Annotated in this window: 13 protein-coding genes; 12 read left to right on the top strand and 1 reads right to left on the bottom strand. The window is 40.9% G+C overall.

Annotation, left to right across the window (positions count from 1 at the left end):
• Nucleotide 1: 1 nt before the first annotated feature.
• On the bottom strand, nt 2-1,048 hold the full coding sequence (pilM, locus tag GYX91_RS07045) for a type IV pilus biogenesis protein PilM (RefSeq protein ID WP_172397391.1): 1,047 nt from the start codon (nt 1,046-1,048) through the stop codon (nt 2-4).
• A 180-nt stretch (nt 1,049-1,228) separates the two neighbouring features.
• Here pilM and GYX91_RS07040 point away from each other — a divergent pair, with 180 nt between their 5' ends.
• From GYX91_RS07040 to cls, 12 genes are all read left to right on the top strand, one after another.
• Complete coding sequence (locus GYX91_RS07040; protein ID WP_084550913.1) at nt 1,229-3,577, top strand: penicillin-binding protein 1A; 2,349 nt, start codon at nt 1,229-1,231, stop codon at nt 3,575-3,577.
• Nucleotides 3,578-3,915: 338 nt separating this feature from the next.
• Nucleotides 3,916-4,842, top strand: coding sequence for a polyphosphate kinase 2 (ppk2, locus tag GYX91_RS07035; protein WP_025331034.1), 927 nt, complete (start codon nt 3,916-3,918; stop codon nt 4,840-4,842).
• Between the two features lie 161 nt (nt 4,843-5,003).
• Nucleotides 5,004-6,263 carry a glutamate-5-semialdehyde dehydrogenase gene (locus GYX91_RS07030; protein ID WP_370520375.1) on the top strand — a complete coding sequence of 420 codons (1,260 nt, stop codon included), beginning with the start codon at nt 5,004-5,006 and terminating at the stop codon, nt 6,261-6,263.
• Between the two features lie 221 nt (nt 6,264-6,484).
• Complete coding sequence (htpX, locus tag GYX91_RS07025) at nt 6,485-7,339, top strand: protease HtpX (RefSeq protein WP_174830373.1); 855 nt, start codon at nt 6,485-6,487, stop codon at nt 7,337-7,339.
• A 346-nt stretch (nt 7,340-7,685) separates the two neighbouring features.
• Entirely contained in the window at nt 7,686-8,873 is a 1,188-nt protein-coding gene (locus GYX91_RS07020; protein ID WP_174830371.1) for an acetylornithine/succinyldiaminopimelate transaminase, read from the top strand.
• Nucleotides 8,874-8,884: 11 nt separating this feature from the next.
• Complete coding sequence (locus GYX91_RS07015) at nt 8,885-9,601, top strand: NAD-dependent deacylase (protein WP_174830369.1); 717 nt, start codon at nt 8,885-8,887, stop codon at nt 9,599-9,601.
• 78 nt (nt 9,602-9,679) lie between these two features.
• A complete protein-coding gene (gene hemC / locus GYX91_RS07010; protein WP_078474370.1) occupies nt 9,680-10,612 on the top strand; it encodes a hydroxymethylbilane synthase in 933 nt (310 codons plus the stop codon).
• A complete protein-coding gene (locus tag GYX91_RS07005) occupies nt 10,609-11,337 on the top strand; it encodes a uroporphyrinogen-III synthase (protein ID WP_174830367.1) in 729 nt (242 codons plus the stop codon). Before hemC ends, GYX91_RS07005 begins: the two co-directional genes overlap by 4 nt.
• 56 nt (nt 11,338-11,393) lie before the next feature.
• The gene (locus GYX91_RS07000; protein WP_078474368.1) at nt 11,394-12,776 is read left to right on the top strand and encodes a uroporphyrinogen-III C-methyltransferase; all 1,383 of its coding nucleotides are present in this window, start codon (nt 11,394-11,396) and stop codon (nt 12,774-12,776) included.
• Nucleotides 12,773-13,975 (top strand): heme biosynthesis HemY N-terminal domain-containing protein, encoded by a 1,203-nt coding sequence (locus GYX91_RS06995; RefSeq protein WP_174830365.1) that lies wholly within the window; start codon nt 12,773-12,775, stop codon nt 13,973-13,975. The genes GYX91_RS07000 and GYX91_RS06995 overlap by 4 nt, the downstream gene beginning before the upstream one ends.
• Nucleotides 13,976-14,035: 60 nt before the next feature.
• Nucleotides 14,036-15,100: a uroporphyrinogen decarboxylase gene (gene hemE / locus GYX91_RS06990; RefSeq protein WP_174830363.1), complete on the top strand. Its 1,065-nt coding sequence runs from the start codon at nt 14,036-14,038 to the stop codon at nt 15,098-15,100.
• 202 nt (nt 15,101-15,302) lie between these two features.
• A complete protein-coding gene (gene cls / locus GYX91_RS06985; protein ID WP_041879874.1) occupies nt 15,303-16,796 on the top strand; it encodes a cardiolipin synthase in 1,494 nt (497 codons plus the stop codon).
• The last annotated feature ends 63 nt before the right edge of the window (nt 16,797-16,859 follow it).

Here is a 16,859-nt window from a genome sequence, read left to right as displayed (position 1 = left end):
CTTATAATCCTCTTATAGCCAGACCAAATGGAACGGTTAATAAACTGCTGTCTTGAAGTAATTTCGCCTGTGGGATGTTATCACTTGGCTGTGCCAGTAATACAGGGTTGATTTGCTGTGCAGGTATTCGTGTCTGCTGAATAATACTTTCAGTAAATTCATTAGCACCTTTGTTGCCGTAGCCGAAAATCAGGATTTCATCAATTTCGTTTTCCTGACTGGCTGAAGTAAAGTAAAACTGCAATACCCTCTGTATTTCCTGAATAAACTGTTGCTGGAATGGCTGTGCCACAGCTGTATTGTAATCTTCAGGTTTGGAAGGATTATAAAGCATGTTCCATGCTTCCTCTTCGGTTAACTGATAGTTGCGTCTTAAAGACTGCGTTAAATGATCATAGCCAAGATTAATTTCCTGTTTGTAGAGTAATTTACCATGGCACATGATAATTGCCTGGGTTTCACTGTAATCAATGTTGAAGACAGCAACACATTTATTGGTAAGTTCCGGTTGTCTGAAATTGATCCAGGTGATGGCACTATTCATTATCGCCATTAAATCTACATCCATCTGGCTGGGTATTATTCCGGCATCAGTATAGACATCCATCAGTATGTTTACATCTTCCCGCTTACCATTAACCAGCAACAGACATTCTTTCCCCTGATCGTTTGCATCAATCTTCTGATAATCATAACTGACTTCATCCAGAGAGTCATATTGACTCAGTTCAGCCATAATTTGTTCTTCTTCGGTATACTCTGTATCCAGATCACGGTCGAGGAATTGGACTGACACCTGCTTTTGTGAAATTGCCGCTGTAATATTCCGGCAATTACTTTGTAGTTTTTGTTTTGCCTGTTGCAGGTAAGCAACAAGTTCTTCATGATTTTCTATACTGCCATTACCTACAATATTTTTTGGCAGAGGGACAACAACGTATTTTTCGAGACGAAATTGATTTAAACTGCGTGCATTTAATAGCACCATATTAATGCTTTTATCAGTAATACTGATACCAAGACTTTGTCTCGAGGATGTTGTGGCCACCTTCTTATTCTTTGAATTTATTTTGAAATTATTCAGTTTCATGAAAGGGCTTTCTGTCTGTTTATCAAACGGGTAATGTCGGGTGTTGAAAATTACTGTTCTGTGTTGCTAACAAATTTAAGACCAAAGTTTACTTTATTTTGGATATATTTCGCAGCCTTAAATGAAAATTAGTTGATTATGATTAGAAAATTATTACTTTCAACCGTAGGTTTGCTTGCCGGGCTGGCGCTTTTTGCTGTCGGTTTGCTGGCAGTAGCGATTATGGTTACTTATCCGAAGCTGCCTTCTCTGGAAGCAGTAACGCATTATCAACCCAAACTGCCGCTTACAATTTATTCAGCCGATAATAAACTGCTGGGGCAGTTTGGAGAGGAAAAACGTGCTTTTACAAGAATCAATGACTTTCCTCAGGTGCTGAAAGATGCAGTGGTAGCCGCTGAAGATAAACGTTTTTATGATCATGGCGGAGTCGATTTTATTGGTGTAACCCGTGCTTTGATTACAAATCTGACCGGCGGTGTGCAATCTGGTGCCAGTACGATTACTCAGCAGGTAGCACGTAATTTTTATCTGACTAATGAGCGCACCTATACGCGTAAATTCAATGAAGCGCTTCTTGCTTACAAGATTGAACAAAAATTAAGTAAAGATCAGATTCTTGAGCTTTATTTTAATCAGATTTATCTGGGGCAGCGTGCTTATGGGTTTGCTGCTGCTTCTCTGGTTTATTTTAATAAACCAGTACAAAAACTGGACTTGGCAGAAGCAACGATTTTGGCTGGCTTACCTAAGGCTCCTTCCACCTTTAATCCTGTTGTAAATCCGCAACGGGCTAAAATGCGCCAGCGTTATATTCTCAATAATATGGTGGAAATGGGCAAAATTACACCTGCTCAGGCTGATGCTGCTTTTGCAGAACCATTAAATTACGTTCATTATCAGCAACCTATAGATCAGAATGCGCTCTATGTTGCTGAAATGGTTCGTCAGCAAATGTATGAAAAATATGGTGATGCAGCCTATACGCAGGGATTTCGCGTTTATACAACAGTCAATTCACAGGATCAGGCTGTAGCAACAGAAGCATTGCGTAAAACATTGAATAATTTTGATAGGGGTTCGGCTTACCGTGGGGCGGAAGGATTTTTTGACCTGAGTAAAATCCCGGAAGATATTCGTGATGAGCAGATAGAACAGTATCTGGCAAATCGTTCTGCTGTAGACGGTATGTTGCCGGCTGTAGTAACTGAACTTGGTTCAAATTCAATTGTGGTGTACATAGGCGGTGTAGGTGAAAGCAGAATTAGCGGTAGTAGTTATAACTGGATTAAACGAACCATTAATAATGCGAAACTGGATGACGCAGCCGTACGTGTGGGCTCAGTAGTACATGTACGAGGTGATGGTAAGAGTTATCGAATTGTACAGCAGCCGGAGCTTCAGGGGGCGATTGTTGCTCTGGATGCTCAGACTGGAGCTGTAAAAGCTTTGGTAGGTGGTTATGATTTTTATCGTCGAAGTTTTAACCGTGTGACTCAGGCCAAACGTCAGCCTGGTTCTTCTTTTAAGCCTTTTATTTATTCAGCAGCTATTGCTAAAGGCTTCACGCCGGCGACAGTGGTAAATGATGCTCCGATTGTTATGCCGGGAATGGGTGCAGGCGGGCGTGCTTGGACACCTAAAAACTCAGACGGTCGTTATGCTGGGTTTATCACGTTACGTCAGGCCTTAACTGCATCCAAAAATATGGTTTCAATCCGTATACTGATGGCTATGGGTGTTGACTATGCCAGACAATATATCCAGCATTTTGGTTTTCGTTTGGATCAGATTCCGAATAGTCTATCCATGGCACTTGGTAGTGGTGAGGTAACGCCAATGCAGATGGCTGAAGGTTATGCTATTTTTGCTAATGGTGGTTTTAAAGTTTCCAATTATGTGATTGACCGGATTTATGACAGTCGTGGTAACCTGCGTGCGCAAATGCAACCATTAGTTGCTAAGCAAAATGCGCCACAGGCTATTGATCCGCGCAATGCATTCATTTTATATCACATGATGATGGATGTAGTTAATCATGGTACTGCTTATAGTGCACACGCACTTGGGCGTAGCGATATTGCAGGTAAAACGGGTACAACTAATGATAATAAGGATGCTTGGTTCGTAGGCTTTAATCCGAACATCGTTAGCGCAGTTTATATAGGATATGATCGTCCGCGCAGTATGGGGCGTTCAGCCTTTGGGGGTACAATTGCTGTACCGGTATGGCTGGAATATATGCGTTATGCATTAAAAGGCAAACCTATTGTGAATACACCTGTTCCGGCCGGTATTATTCAGAAATCCGGAGAATATTTTCTTAAAGAACATCAGACAACTAATCCTGATTTACCATTGGATAATCGTGCTGACGGACCGGTAACAGCCAAAACGAATGGTAAAAGTGGTGATGCTGATGATGCCGGAGAAGTACCAGTTGTCCCGCAATCTGGTACTAATAGTCAGTTAGACTCATTATTTTAAAATTTTGTATTAATAAAATTGTAATTTACTAAAATGGGCAATCATTCGGATTGTCCATTTTTATTTACTATTGAAATATAAATATATTAAATCATTAATATTTAATTAATTAATAATGTTCTTAAAATTCAATGTGTAAAATATATTTTTAAATATATAAATTTGAATTTGGGAATAGTATGTCTATAAATATATAAAAATTATATCAATAGTTTGTTTTAAATTTGTCATATTGTTTGGTGTAATTGCATAACATTGAGTTACAATGTTTAAACGAATTATCACAATCTTTAAAATAAATTTTATGCCTGATTTTGGTTTAAAAAGAAAGGAACAATATGAGTGAGCAACAATCACAGACTGAGCAGTCTGATGAAATTAGTACGAATGATAAAGAAGCAAGATTGAAAGTTTTTGAGAGAAGTGTATTGGAAGGCAGGCATACTGATGAAGATTCATCTACAGCGCCATTACCTTCAAATTATCCTTATCGTACCCGGATGAGACGTTCAACATATGAGCGAGAAAAAGCCAAATTGCAAATTGAACTCTTGAAAGTGCAAAACTGGGTTAAGGAGTCGGGTCAGAAAATTGTATCTTTATTCGAAGGCAGAGACGCAGCGGGTAAAGGGGGAACGATTAAACGCTTTATGGAGCATCTTAACCCTCGTGGTGCACGGGTAGTGGCTCTTGAAAAGCCTACTGAGACTGAAAAGGGTCAATGGTATTTTCAGCGTTATATTGAGCGCTTGCCTACAAGTGGTGAAATGGTATTTTTCGATCGCTCCTGGTATAACCGTGCCGGTGTGGAACGTGTAATGGGCTTTTGTCAGCCTCATGAATATTTGCAGTTTATGCGCCAGACTCCGGAATTGGAGCGTATGCTGGTAAATAGTGGTATTTATTTGTTTAAATTTTGGTTTTCTGTTTCCCGTGAAGAGCAGTTACGTCGTTTTATTTCACGGCGCGATGATCCTTTAAAGCACTGGAAACTTTCTCCTGTTGATATTCAGTCTTTGGATCGCTGGGATGATTATACCGAAGCTAAAAACGATATGTTTTTCCATACTCATACCGGCGATGCGCCATGGACAGTAATTAAATCTGACGATAAAAAACGCGCACGACTCAATTGTATACGCCATTTCCTCACTGAACTTGATTATCCGGGCAAGGATATTGCTGCAATAGGTGCAGTAGATAATTTGATTGTATTAAAACCTCAGACTCAGTTTAAAGATTCAACAGATACGCATATTGATTAATTGTTTCGTTGTAAGACAATTTCGAAAGAGGATTTAATTAACATATCATATAATTTTTAATGGGTATGCAAGGGTTGTTTTAGTTGGGTAAATGTATCTTGTGTGATTTTATATGAGAATACGAATGATTTTTGTGTTGTCTTTGTAGAAAGTAGATTTGCGTGGAATTAACCAAGTATATTACTGAAATGGCTAAAGCAGCCAAAGATGCTTGTTATGCTCTTAATATGGCATCTACTGCACAGAAAAATCAGTTATTGTCATTTATTGCATCGGGTCTGTCTGCTGAACGAAATAGGATTCTTGCTGCTAATGAAATTGATATAAGTGCAGCACGAAAACAGGGAATAGATACTGCTTTACTTGATCGGTTGCAACTTAATGAAAGCAGGATAGCGGCAATGATTGATGGTGTACATCAGGTTGCTGCATTAGCGGATCCAGTGGGTGAAATGGATGAGTTTCGTGTACTGCCTAATGGTATTACGCTCGGTAAAATGCGTGTGCCGTTAGGTGTAATAGGTATGATTTATGAATCTCGCCCGAATGTAACTCTGGACGCAGCCATATTATGCCTGAAAACAGGTAACAGTTGCGTGTTACGGGGTGGCAGCGAAGCAATCAATACTAATAAGGCAATCGCTTCGGTCATTACATCATCATTAAAGCAAGCCGGCTTACCGGAAACTGCTGTTAATCTGCTGACTGATACTGATCGTGCCGGTGTAGATATACTGGTGGGTTTATCTGAATATATTGATGTAATTATTCCGCGGGGCGGTAAAGGTCTGGTGCAGCGGGTAAATGAAAAAGCACGTATACCGGTTATCAAACATTTGGACGGTATATGTCATGTGTATATTGATGCTTCTGCAGAAGCAGAAATGGCGATTAATATTGCTGTAAATGCTAAAACATCGCGTTACGGCACGTGCAATACTATGGAAACTTTGCTGGTTCATGTTAGTCGTGCAGCAGAGTTATTACCTGTACTTCAACAAAAATATTCAGAAAAAGGTGTTGAGTTACGAGGCTGTCAGCTTACTCAGAAAATTTTGCATAATGATATTATTCCAGCTTCAGAAATTGATTGGTCAACTGAGTATCTGGCTCCGGTTCTTTCAATAAAAGTAGTCAATGATGTCAGTGAAGCCATCAGTCATATTAATTATTATGGTAGCCATCATACAGACAGTATTATTACAAATGATTTATCTCATGCACAGTTATTCCTGCGTATGGTAGATTCATCCAGTGTTATGGTGAATGCGTCAACTCGTTTCGCTGATGGGTATGAATATGGCTTAGGCGCAGAAATTGGAATTTCTACTGACAAAGTCCATGTACGCGGTCCGGTGGGTTTATATGGTTTAACCAGTCAGAAATGGATCGTTATGGGGCAGGGGCAAGTACGTCTTTGAAATTTCAGCGCTATAATATTATTCAAGCATATATTTATATCTCATTATATGCTTATTATTATAATTTTAAGTTTTGATTTCGAAAACTTTTAAATAATTGATTTATGAACTTATAAATAAAATATCAGTTTTCAGATTAAATGAAAACTGAATATTATTAGTTTTTATGTCACTGATATTATTGTACTGATGAATTTTTACAGAAATTAAAAGGGCATAATGTGAAACGTATTGTATTGTTTATTGCTACCAATCTTGCAGTCATCATTGTTATTAATGTTGTTCTGAATATTCTTTGTGCACTTTTAGGTATTAATATTTATAGTAACGGCAATGGTATTTTGTTATTACTGGCTGCTGTTGTTGGTTTTACCGGTTCTATTATTTCTTTGCTAATGTCCAAAACGCTGGCACTTAATTCAGTTAATGGACAGATTATTGGTCAGCCACAAACAGCTGCAGAGGCCTGGCTGTTAAATACAGTTGCCAGTCTGGCCAGTCAGTGGAATATTGCTATGCCCGAGGTGGCTATTTATGATTCTCCTGAACCTAATGCTTTTGCTACCGGAGCTACACGTAACAGCTCACTGGTGGCAGTAAGTACTGGTCTGCTGCATAGTATGTCGCAGGATGAAGTAGAAGCCGTGCTTGCTCATGAAATGGCTCATATTGGCAATGGAGATATGGTGACAATGACATTGTTGCAGGGAGTGGTTAATACTTTTGTTTTTTTCTGGGCTAACCGCATTGCTGATGTTGTAGCCCGAAAAGAAGATGGGGAGGTATCTCATAGTATTTATTATCTGGTAAGTATGATTTTGCAGACAGTGTTCGGTTTTCTGGCAAGTTTAATAGTTATGTGGTTTAGTCGCCAGCGCGAATATCGTGCAGATGCGGGAGCAGCACGTCTGGTGGGTGCGCCTAAAATGATAGCTGCCCTGCAAAGATTAAAAGGTGAAACCAGTCATTTACCTGCTGGTATGCAGGCTTTTGGAATTGCCTGTGAAACTGCTGATGCTCTTTTCAGTACTCATCCGACACTGGATAACCGGATTAATCGCTTACGTCAGATGTGATATTAATATGATTGAAGTAGTTTTTATTTATATCAATCTGACAAATCTGAATTTAATCAGGACTGTTTTTTTAACACCCAATTTAATCTATGGATTGTGCTTGTATCTGTTTTAGTGAAAAGAATTTCAAATTTAATTATTAAGCGGCAAAAGATATTGATATATTTTGATTAAATAGCATACATATTTGAATTTATTATTATCTAAGTGGTAATCTTGTATTGTTTATACAAAATTTAGTTGTTTTGTGGCTATATTTTAATTCATCAGACTTTAATTCATGATTGCTGTAACAATATATAATTTTACAAATCAAATTATGTTTTTATAATAAATAGAGAGAAAAATGCACAACTACTTAACCCCGAATTTTACTTTTGCACCTATCCTGCCGGATCATGCACAGGGCAGTCGGGTGTGGGATGATAATGGTCAGGAATATATAGATTTAGCTGGCGGTATTGCTGTTAATGCACTGGGGCATTGCCATCCTGCATTAATTCAGGCACTGACTGCACAGGCACACAAGATTTGGCATATTTCTAATATTTATACAACACAGCCGGCACAGGATTTAGCAAAAAGACTCGTAGAAAATACCTTTGCTGAGCAAGTATTTTTCTGTAATTCCGGAGCTGAAGCAAATGAAGCTGCTTTCAAGCTGGCTCGTAAGTATGCACGAGATCATTTTGCCGGAACTGAAAAATATGAAATTATAGCTTGTGTAAACGGATTTCATGGACGTACTTTGTTTACGGTATCAGTAGGAGGGCAACCTAAATATAGCAATGATTTTGCACCTTTACCTACCGGAATTAAACATATTCCGTTTAATGATTCCTCAGCTATTGTGGCAGCTGTTAACGATAAAACCTGTGCAGTTGTCATTGAACCTATTCAGGGGGAAAGCGGAGTATTGCCGGCAACTGAAGAATTTTTGCAGGCAGCCAGAGAGGCTTGTGACCGGCATCAGGCTTTATTGATTTTTGATGAAGTACAAACAGGTATGGGACGAACAGGAAAACTGTTTGCTCATCAATATTATGATGTTCAGCCAGATATAGTTTCCAGCGCCAAAGCTTTGGGTTGTGGTATTCCTATTGGTGCAATGCTGACCACAGCTCATATAGGGAATAGTTTTACACCGGGCAGCCATGGCAGTACTTTTGGTGGTAATCCGTTGGCCTGTGCCGTTGGCTGTGCTGCATTTGATATTATTAATACACCGGAAACGATGCAGAATGTGCTTCAGCAAGGGAAAAAATTACAGGCAGGTTTGCAGGAACTTGCTGAATCAACTGGTGTATTTTCTCAGGTAAGAGGCCAGGGATTACTACTTGGCTGTGTTATGTCTGAGACATATACCGGAAAGGCTGCTCAGTTAATGCAATTGGCTTTACAACATGGTTTGCTGGTTTTGGTTGCCGGTAATAATGTCTTGCGTCTGGCTCCGAGTTTGTTATTGAGTGATGCTGATTTACATGCAGGATTACAACGACTGAAAGCAGCGATTACGGCTTTTATACATATCTGATGATGGAATTTATGCCCAACTCAAACAGACAGCATATTGTTGTATTAACTGGATCCGGTATTAGTGCTGAAAGCGGTTTACAGACTTTTCGTAATCAGGGAGGTTTGTGGGAGGGTGAACGTGTAGAGGATGTGGCAACACCGGAGGCATTTAAGCGTCAGCCATTATATGTGCTTAATTTTTATAATCACCTAAGACGTCAGCTGCTAAAAACCGAACCCAATTCTGCTCATATGGCTCTGAAACGTCTGGAAGATGGTTATGATGTAGATATAATTACTCAAAATATAGATGATTTGCATGAGCGAGCCGGAAGTACTCATGTTTTACATTTACATGGTGAGTTGTTAAAAGCCAGAAGCTGTGTTGATGAAAATTATATTGTGGATTGCCCGGGGGATCAGAAAGTAACAGATGTTGATGTTAATGGTTTTCCGATGAGGCCGCATATTGTCTGGTTTGGTGAGGCGGTGCCTATGATTGAACAGGCTATACAAGTGATGCGTTCAGCTGATATTGCAATTATCATTGGCACTTCCTTGCAGGTTTATCCGGCCGCTGGTCTAATCCAGTATATACCACCGAACGCTGAAATTTACCTTGTTGATCCCCAGCCGATTGATGGCTTGCAAAATGTACAGATTATTCGCGCACCGGCTCAGGCTGGTGTATCTGGTCTGGTTAATGAATTACTGCAACGTCCTGAAGCACATTCTTTATCCTGCTGATACGGGTGGTATATCAAAATCAAATTTTAGTTAGTGCTAAAATTTCTGTTCTGATTTTTTTGATTCTTGTAAATTAATATGACAAAAAATGATTTAGTCATTGCCAGCCGCGAGAGCACTTTGGCTATGTGGCAGGCTCATTATGTACAGCAATGTCTTCAGACTGCATATCCGGGGTTATCTATTGAAATTCAGGGTATGACAACCCGGGGTGATCAGATATTGCATCAGTCTTTGTCCAAAATAGGTGGTAAGGGATTATTTATAAAAGAGCTTGAGTTAGCCTTGCAAAAGGGAACAGCAGATATTGCTGTGCACTCTCTTAAAGATGTTCCTATGCAACTGCCGGATGGCTTTATCTTGGCAGCAATAACTGAGCGGGCTAATCCATTTGATGCATTTGTTTCTCATCAGTTTAGCTGTTTGGCTGATTTACCGGCTAATGCCATAGTCGGAACTTCAAGTCTGCGTCGGGAAGCTCAGATTAGGTTGCTGTATCCTGATTTGCAGGTAAAGCCTCTGCGGGGTAATGTGCAAACACGTCTGGATAAACTTGACAGACAGGAATATGCTGCAATTATTCTTGCTGCAGCTGGTCTTGAGCGACTGGGTTTAGAGCAGCGAATTCAGTGTATATTATCTCCAGAAATATTGCTGCCAGCTGCTGGTCAGGGGGCACTGGCTATAGAGGTTGCCGCTCATCGTGAGGACTTACTGACTTTATTGCAACCATTACACCATCCTGTTACAGCAGCGTGTGTTACTGCAGAACGTACTATGGCACGTGTACTTGGTGGTAGCTGTCAGGTACCGCTGGCAGCGTATTGTACTGAAAAATCCGGCATGCTTGAGTTACGTGGTTTAGTGGCATCTGCAGATGGTGTAACAGTGTTGCGAGCCAGTGAAAAGGCAAATATTAGTGAAGCAGAGCAGCTGGGTTTGATGGTTGCACAGCAGCTAGCTGATCAAGGTGCGCAGCAGTTAATTAATGATGTTTTATCTATCCGATGAATACTTTACCATGTCTGGTGCTAATGCGTCCGCAGCTGGCAGCCACTGCCGATATAGACTGTTGCATTCGTTATGGCTGGCAACCTATTTTACTTGAATATCTGCAATTACAGACACAATCAGCGGCTTTAAACCGGCTATCTGGTCAAAGCCAGAGTCAGAATATTATTTTCTGGGTTAGCCCGAGTGCCGTACATATTGCTGCAAATTATGTTTCACGTTCTGATAAATTAATACATGTGGCAGTGGGTGCTGCTACGGCATCGGCATTATCCGGTTATGGATTTAAACAGATTGTTTATCCGGAAAACGGACATGATAGTGAAGCAGTTTTACATTTGCCTGTATGGCAGCAGCGTAAAGGTAAATTGCTATTTATTAGAGGTATAGGCGGCCGCGACTGGCTGATTAAGCAACTGCATCAATTAGGATGGCAAATTGAGGTAGCAGAAGTATATCAGCGAAATCCAGTACCTATAAACTGGTCAGTTATTTCAACACAGGCCGAACAGGGAAATTTGAAGGCAGTGTATATGACGACAACTGCCGCAGTTCAAGCGTGGTTTACTCAATTACCTCCGGATTTGTACGCAGTTAGCAAAAGCTTGTTATACTTAGTTCACCATCCGCGCATAGATGCCGCGTTAATCGGATATGGTGTCAAGACACTTCATGTTCCGGACTTATGTCGCGGACTGGCACTTTTGCATTCACGCAGCACCTGATGCTATTTTCTTCAGTAGTGCTGTTAACCTATTATATAAAGTAGGGAGTATACCGAATGAGTGAACAACAGAATGCACAGGCTGGCCAGCCTCCTGAACAGGAAAAGCAGCCATTGCTGGTGAATAAACAAGGCGAAGTTAGTGCTCCGCCCGAATCGGCTACTTCTGCGGTTACTGAAGCTACCAATAAAGATCTAAACACGACACATCAAACTATGAATTCCCAAAAAAACAACACAGTATCAGATGCTTCTGCATCTAGTATTCCTGTTCAGCCATCTCCGGCAAAACAGTCGCAATCCGGCTCAGGTAAGGGAATTGCTCTGGGCGCACTGGTATTATCATTACTGGCTCTGGGAGCCAGTGGGTTTTTATTTGTTGAAGGACAGAATCAGCTTAAAAACCAGCAGCTACAATTTGATCAGAAAATTGACAATGCCGGGATTAGTGCCAGCAAAACTGCTGTTTCGATAGAAACCAGCCTGACACGCATTGATGAGTTAAGCCGTCAGTTGCAGGAAATTCAAACCCAGCAGAAAACTCAGGGTGATAATGTAGACCGGCTTACCCGTGCCTATCAGGAGCTGGTAAAAAATCGCACTGACTGGCTGGTTGATGAAATAGAAGCTACATTGAATCTTGCCTCTCAGCAGTTGCTGATTTCCGGTAATGTTCCTGTTGCAGTTAATGTACTTGAAAGTCTGGATGGCCGGCTATCCCGCTTTGACCAGCCGCAATTGCTGCCTATCAAAAAGGCTATAAGCAGTGATTTGGAAAATCTGAAAAACCGGCCTTATCTGGATGTTGCCAGTGTTTCATTGCGTCTGAATCGTCTTGAGTCTGCTATAGCAGGTCTGCCGTTAGTAGTTGAAAGTCAGTTACAGCCCGGAGTGACAAGTAATATACCGGTGAATCCAAATGCTTCATGGTGGCAGCGTACATGGCAAAATACTTTGCACTCTTTACGCAGTATGGTAGAAGTGCGTCACATTAATCACAATGATTCAATGCTAATGTCGCCTGAACAGATATATTTTGTACGTGAAAATCTGCGGCTGCGATTGCTGGATGCACGTATTGCTCTGATTCAGCGTCGCGGAGAAGTTTATGTTGCTGATTTAAATGGTGCAGAAACTGCTGTTAAGCAATATTTTGACGGTGGTTCAGCAGCAACGCAGTCGTGGCTGAAAGAATTAACCCAGTTAAAGACACTTAACGTGCAAACTAGTCAGGACAATAGTCTGTCAGCCAGCCTGGCTGCTGTACGTGAATACCAGAATCAGTCTGGAATGGATATGTCAACGGCGTTGCCGGATTTAAGTGCATCATCTGCCAGCAATATACCGGTACATACCGAACAACAACAGCAGGCTAGCCCTGTAAACAGTAATAATGCTTCTGCAGCGTCCTCTTCCAGACAAGGAGACCATTCATTATGAGATCTCTATTATGGTTGATTGTTCTGTTTATTGTTGCAGTGGGTGTCGTACTGGGTGCGAAATATTACAGTGGTGATGTGTATATTGTAGTTGAGCAAACTCTGATACGTATCAATCTGCAGCTGTTTATTGGTCTTGTGCTGCTAACGGTAGTACTGTTGTATATATTTTTACGCATTATTATGGGTTTTGTGCATTTACCCGGTCACTGGCATCACTGGCGTATCAATCATCAGCGCCATCAGGTTGAAACAGCATTAAATCATGCCGGTTTAGCCTACTTTGAAGGTCGCTATCAGTTTGCTGAGCGTGAGGCTGAGCGGGTCTTACGTAATAAACAGGGGCAGCACAGTCGTGCTCTGGCCTTATTACTGGTTGCGCATAGTGCTGATCAGATGGATGACAGTACAACACGTGACCGTTATTTAGATGAAATTGCAAAGTTACCGGAAAAACAGCAGCTTTCCCGCTATTTGCTTCTGGCTCAATCAGCTTTATCACAGCACAATGATCAGCAAGCCAGAAGTGCACTGGAAGCAGCAGCCAAAATCAATCCGAATTTAACCCAGCTTGTTAAGTTGCAGTTACGATATGACTGGGAAAAGCATGATGCTCAGGGTGTTTTGGAAGCAGTTGATAAATTAAGCCGCGCAGGAGCGTTAAGCAAAAGCGAACAGAATAATTACCAATACTGGGCTTATCGGCAGTTACTGGCAAATGTTAAAGAGCCGGGTGAGCTGAAAAGCAGTCTTAATTTGATTCCGGTAGATGAACGTGAAAGTACACTTAGTGCAAATATTGCAGAAAAATATCTTCAGCTAGGTATGTATACTCAGGCATTGAAATGGGTAAAAAAATATTATCCGCGCACTCATGATGCTTCACTATTACCTGCATTTAATCAGGTCAATCAATATTTAAGCAGTAAAGAACAGCAAAAAAATATGGTAACCGTTGATAAGTGGTTACAACAAAATCCGCAAGACCCGGACTTACTATTGTTGATGGGTGAGTTAAGTTATCAGCAACAACTGTGGGGAAAGGCAAAGACTTATCTCGAAGCCAGTTTGCAGGCCAGTAATAATAATGTAACCAGATTGTTATTAGCTAAAGTACTGGAGCAATCCGGTCAGAGCGAGGCTGCCGAGCAGCAGCGTAATGAAATTCTGGCCACAATTGGTAATAATGATGAGTTGTAATTTTTAGTTTTTATTTAACAGGCAGTTGGTACTGTATGTACTAACTGCCTGAGGTTAATTATGGCAGTTTTACATAACGATATTTTTTTACGTGCTTTACTAAAGCAACCGGTTGAATATACGCCGGTATGGTTAATGAGACAGGCTGGACGCTATTTACTGGAGTACAGAGAAACAAGAGCGAAAGCCGGCAGTTTTCTTGAACTTTGTCATAATCCAGAGCTGGCTACAGAGGTGACTCTTCAGCCTTTGGAGCGTTTTGCACTGGATGCGGCTATCTTGTTTTCCGATATTCTCACGGTACCGGATGCAATGGGGCTCGGTTTGCATTTTGTCGAAGGTGAAGGACCTAAATTTACTCATCCGTTGCAGAATGAAAACGATGTGACACGTTTACAGGTTCCTGATATGAACCGTTTGCGCTATGTGTTCGATGCTGTTCATAGTATACGTAATGCTTTGAACGGTCGTGTACCGTTAATTGGTTTTTCTGGCAGTCCGTTTACACTAGCCTGTTATATGGTTGAAGGAGAAGGCAGTCGGGATTTTCGTTTATTGAAAACCATGCTTTATCAGCGACCGCAATTGTTACACCGGATACTGGATATTAATGCGCAGACTGTAACTGCTTATTTGAATGAACAGATAGCTGCAGGTGCACAGGCCGTACAGATTTTTGATACATGGGGCGGAATTCTTAGCGATAAAGCTTTTCAGGAGTTTGATTTACGCTATCTGCAACAGGTCATTTCAGGCTTACAGCGTGAAGCAGATGGTCGTCGGGTACCAATCATTATATTTACTAAAGGCGGTGGCCAGTGGCTGGAACAATTAGCTGCACTGGGTGCTGATGCGTTAGGTGTGGACTGGACTGTCAATTTACAGCAGGCACGTCAGTTGGTCGGACAGCAGGTGGCATTACAGGGAAATCTTGACCCGCTGGCTCTATTTGGTGATTCAGAAAGTATTACAGACGAAGTTAAGCGTTTACTTGCTGCTTACGGAGCTGGCAGCGGACATGTATTTAATCTGGGTCATGGTATCAATCAATATACTAATCCGGAAATGGTGAAATGTGCAGTAGATGCGGTACATCGCATTTCTGCAGAATATCATCAGAATTAATTATTTGTATTTCAGAGAATATCAATCAATTCTGAAACAAATAATTGATGTGAATAATTACTTGCTATTTCTGGCAGTCACAGACTTAGTTTTCTGTACCTGCCAGAATTTTTTATCTGATATTTATCTCAATTCATTATATAGATTATTTATCCATTTATAATCTACTATATTCTAGACATTAAATAATTGGTTTACTTATATGTTACATGATATACCCTGGGCTGAAATTCTTGTTGTATTACATGTGATTGTGGTTACTGTTCTGGTAGTGAGAGTGTTATACCATCAGCGTAATACAGGAGTTTCCGTTGCTTGGATTCTGATGTTAATGGCTTTTCCTTTAGTCGGGGCTGTAGGCTACTTGTTAATTGGTGAACCCAGGCTGGGTTCACGCCGGCTACGTCGTCAGAATGAACTGGTGAAATTTTATCAGGGATTCAGTAATAAATATCTGCATAATTTCAATCAGCATGCTTGTAGTGGTCTGAATGAACGTTATCATGGTATCAGTTTGATTGCAGCCGATAAAACTGGATTTGAGGCTACCGAATACAATCACTTAAAGCTTCTTACCAATGATGAAGAAATCATTGCCGCCATTCGTTATGATATTCAGCATGCGAAAACAAGCTGTTTACTGGCTTTTTATATTGTTGATCCGCAGGGAGAAATTATTGAATTGCTGAATGATGCCATTGCAGCAGCACAACGAGGTGTGGTTACCAGTATGCTGGTTGACAGTATTGGTAGTGTAAAATTCTGGCGTAGTGACTGGCCTCAGCGTTTACGCAATGCGGGTATTACATTGACTGAAGCTTTACCCGTTCAATTATGGCGCACTTTTCTTGTACGTGCAGATTTGCGGAATCATCGTAAAATTGCGGTTATAGATCAGAAAATTGGCTATACGGGCAGTTTTAATCTGGTCGACCCGCGTTTTTTCAAAAAAAATGCCGGTGTCGGAGAATGGGTTGATGTGATGATGCGTTGTGAAGGAAGTCTGGTACAACCTCTAGCCGCAGTATTTGCCGGTGATATGGCAGTAGAAACTGAATCTAATTTAATGCAGGTACAGCAATGGGTAGACAGTTACGGTAAACAGGCGCTCATGCATAATCTGCAAGTTGCACAACAGGAACAAAGTGGTGTAGTGGTTCAGGTGATTCCTTCAGCACCTGAGCAAGGCAGTCCGGTTATTTACGACACTATTGTTAATGCAATTCATGCCGCTACACGACGTATTATTATTACGACGCCTTATTTTGTTCCGGATGATGCTTTGCTGCTGGCTTTAACTACGGCTGCTACCAGGGGAGTGGATGTTACTCTGATTGTACCGGAAGCAGTGGATTCAATGCTGGTGAAATATGCTTCACGTGCATATTATCCAAGACTATTACAGGCTGGGGTGAAAATTGCTTTGTTTAAGGGTGGGCTGTTACATGCTAAAACTTTAACTGTAGATAGTGATTACACTTTGTTTGGCACTGTAAATATGGATATGCGCAGTTTTTATCTCAATATGGAAATTAGTCTGGCTATTTATGATGAAAGTATGACTGAAACAGTAGTGGCGTTACAGAGCACTTATTTGAAAGCTTGTGAATATATCGAACTGAAAACATGGCAGGCTCGTTCAAAGTGGTGGGGGCTGGTGGAGAATACAGTGCGTCTGGTTGGTCCGTTGTTATAAATTTTAATAATGAAAAAGCTGCCGGCTTAAAACCGGCAGTTTTTTTACCTGATTATTTTTTCT

This window comes from Snodgrassella sp. ESL0304, from assembly GCF_013344995.1.
Taxonomy (GTDB): Bacteria; Pseudomonadota; Gammaproteobacteria; order Burkholderiales; family Neisseriaceae; genus Snodgrassella; species Snodgrassella alvi.
This window is presented reverse-complemented; position numbering and strand designations above follow the sequence as displayed.

Excerpts from the sequence above, each read along its gene's own strand:
- GYX91_RS07040 (WP_084550913.1), top strand. The coding sequence starts at position 1,229 with ATGATTAGAAAATTATTACTTTCAACCGTAGGTTTGCTTGCCGGGCTG.
- ppk2 (WP_025331034.1), top strand. The coding sequence starts at position 3,916 with ATGAGTGAGCAACAATCACAGACTGAGCAGTCTGATGAAATTAGTACG.
- GYX91_RS07020 (WP_174830371.1), top strand. The coding sequence starts at position 7,686 with ATGCACAACTACTTAACCCCGAATTTTACTTTTGCACCTATCCTGCCG.
- GYX91_RS07015 (WP_174830369.1), top strand. The coding sequence starts at position 8,885 with ATGCCCAACTCAAACAGACAGCATATTGTTGTATTAACTGGATCCGGT.
- hemC (WP_078474370.1), top strand. The coding sequence starts at position 9,680 with ATGACAAAAAATGATTTAGTCATTGCCAGCCGCGAGAGCACTTTGGCT.
- GYX91_RS07005 (WP_174830367.1), top strand. The coding sequence starts at position 10,609 with ATGAATACTTTACCATGTCTGGTGCTAATGCGTCCGCAGCTGGCAGCC.
- GYX91_RS07000 (WP_078474368.1), top strand. The coding sequence starts at position 11,394 with ATGAGTGAACAACAGAATGCACAGGCTGGCCAGCCTCCTGAACAGGAA.
- GYX91_RS06995 (WP_174830365.1), top strand. The coding sequence starts at position 12,773 with ATGAGATCTCTATTATGGTTGATTGTTCTGTTTATTGTTGCAGTGGGT.
- hemE (WP_174830363.1), top strand. The coding sequence starts at position 14,036 with ATGGCAGTTTTACATAACGATATTTTTTTACGTGCTTTACTAAAGCAA.
- cls (WP_041879874.1), top strand. The coding sequence starts at position 15,303 with ATGTTACATGATATACCCTGGGCTGAAATTCTTGTTGTATTACATGTG.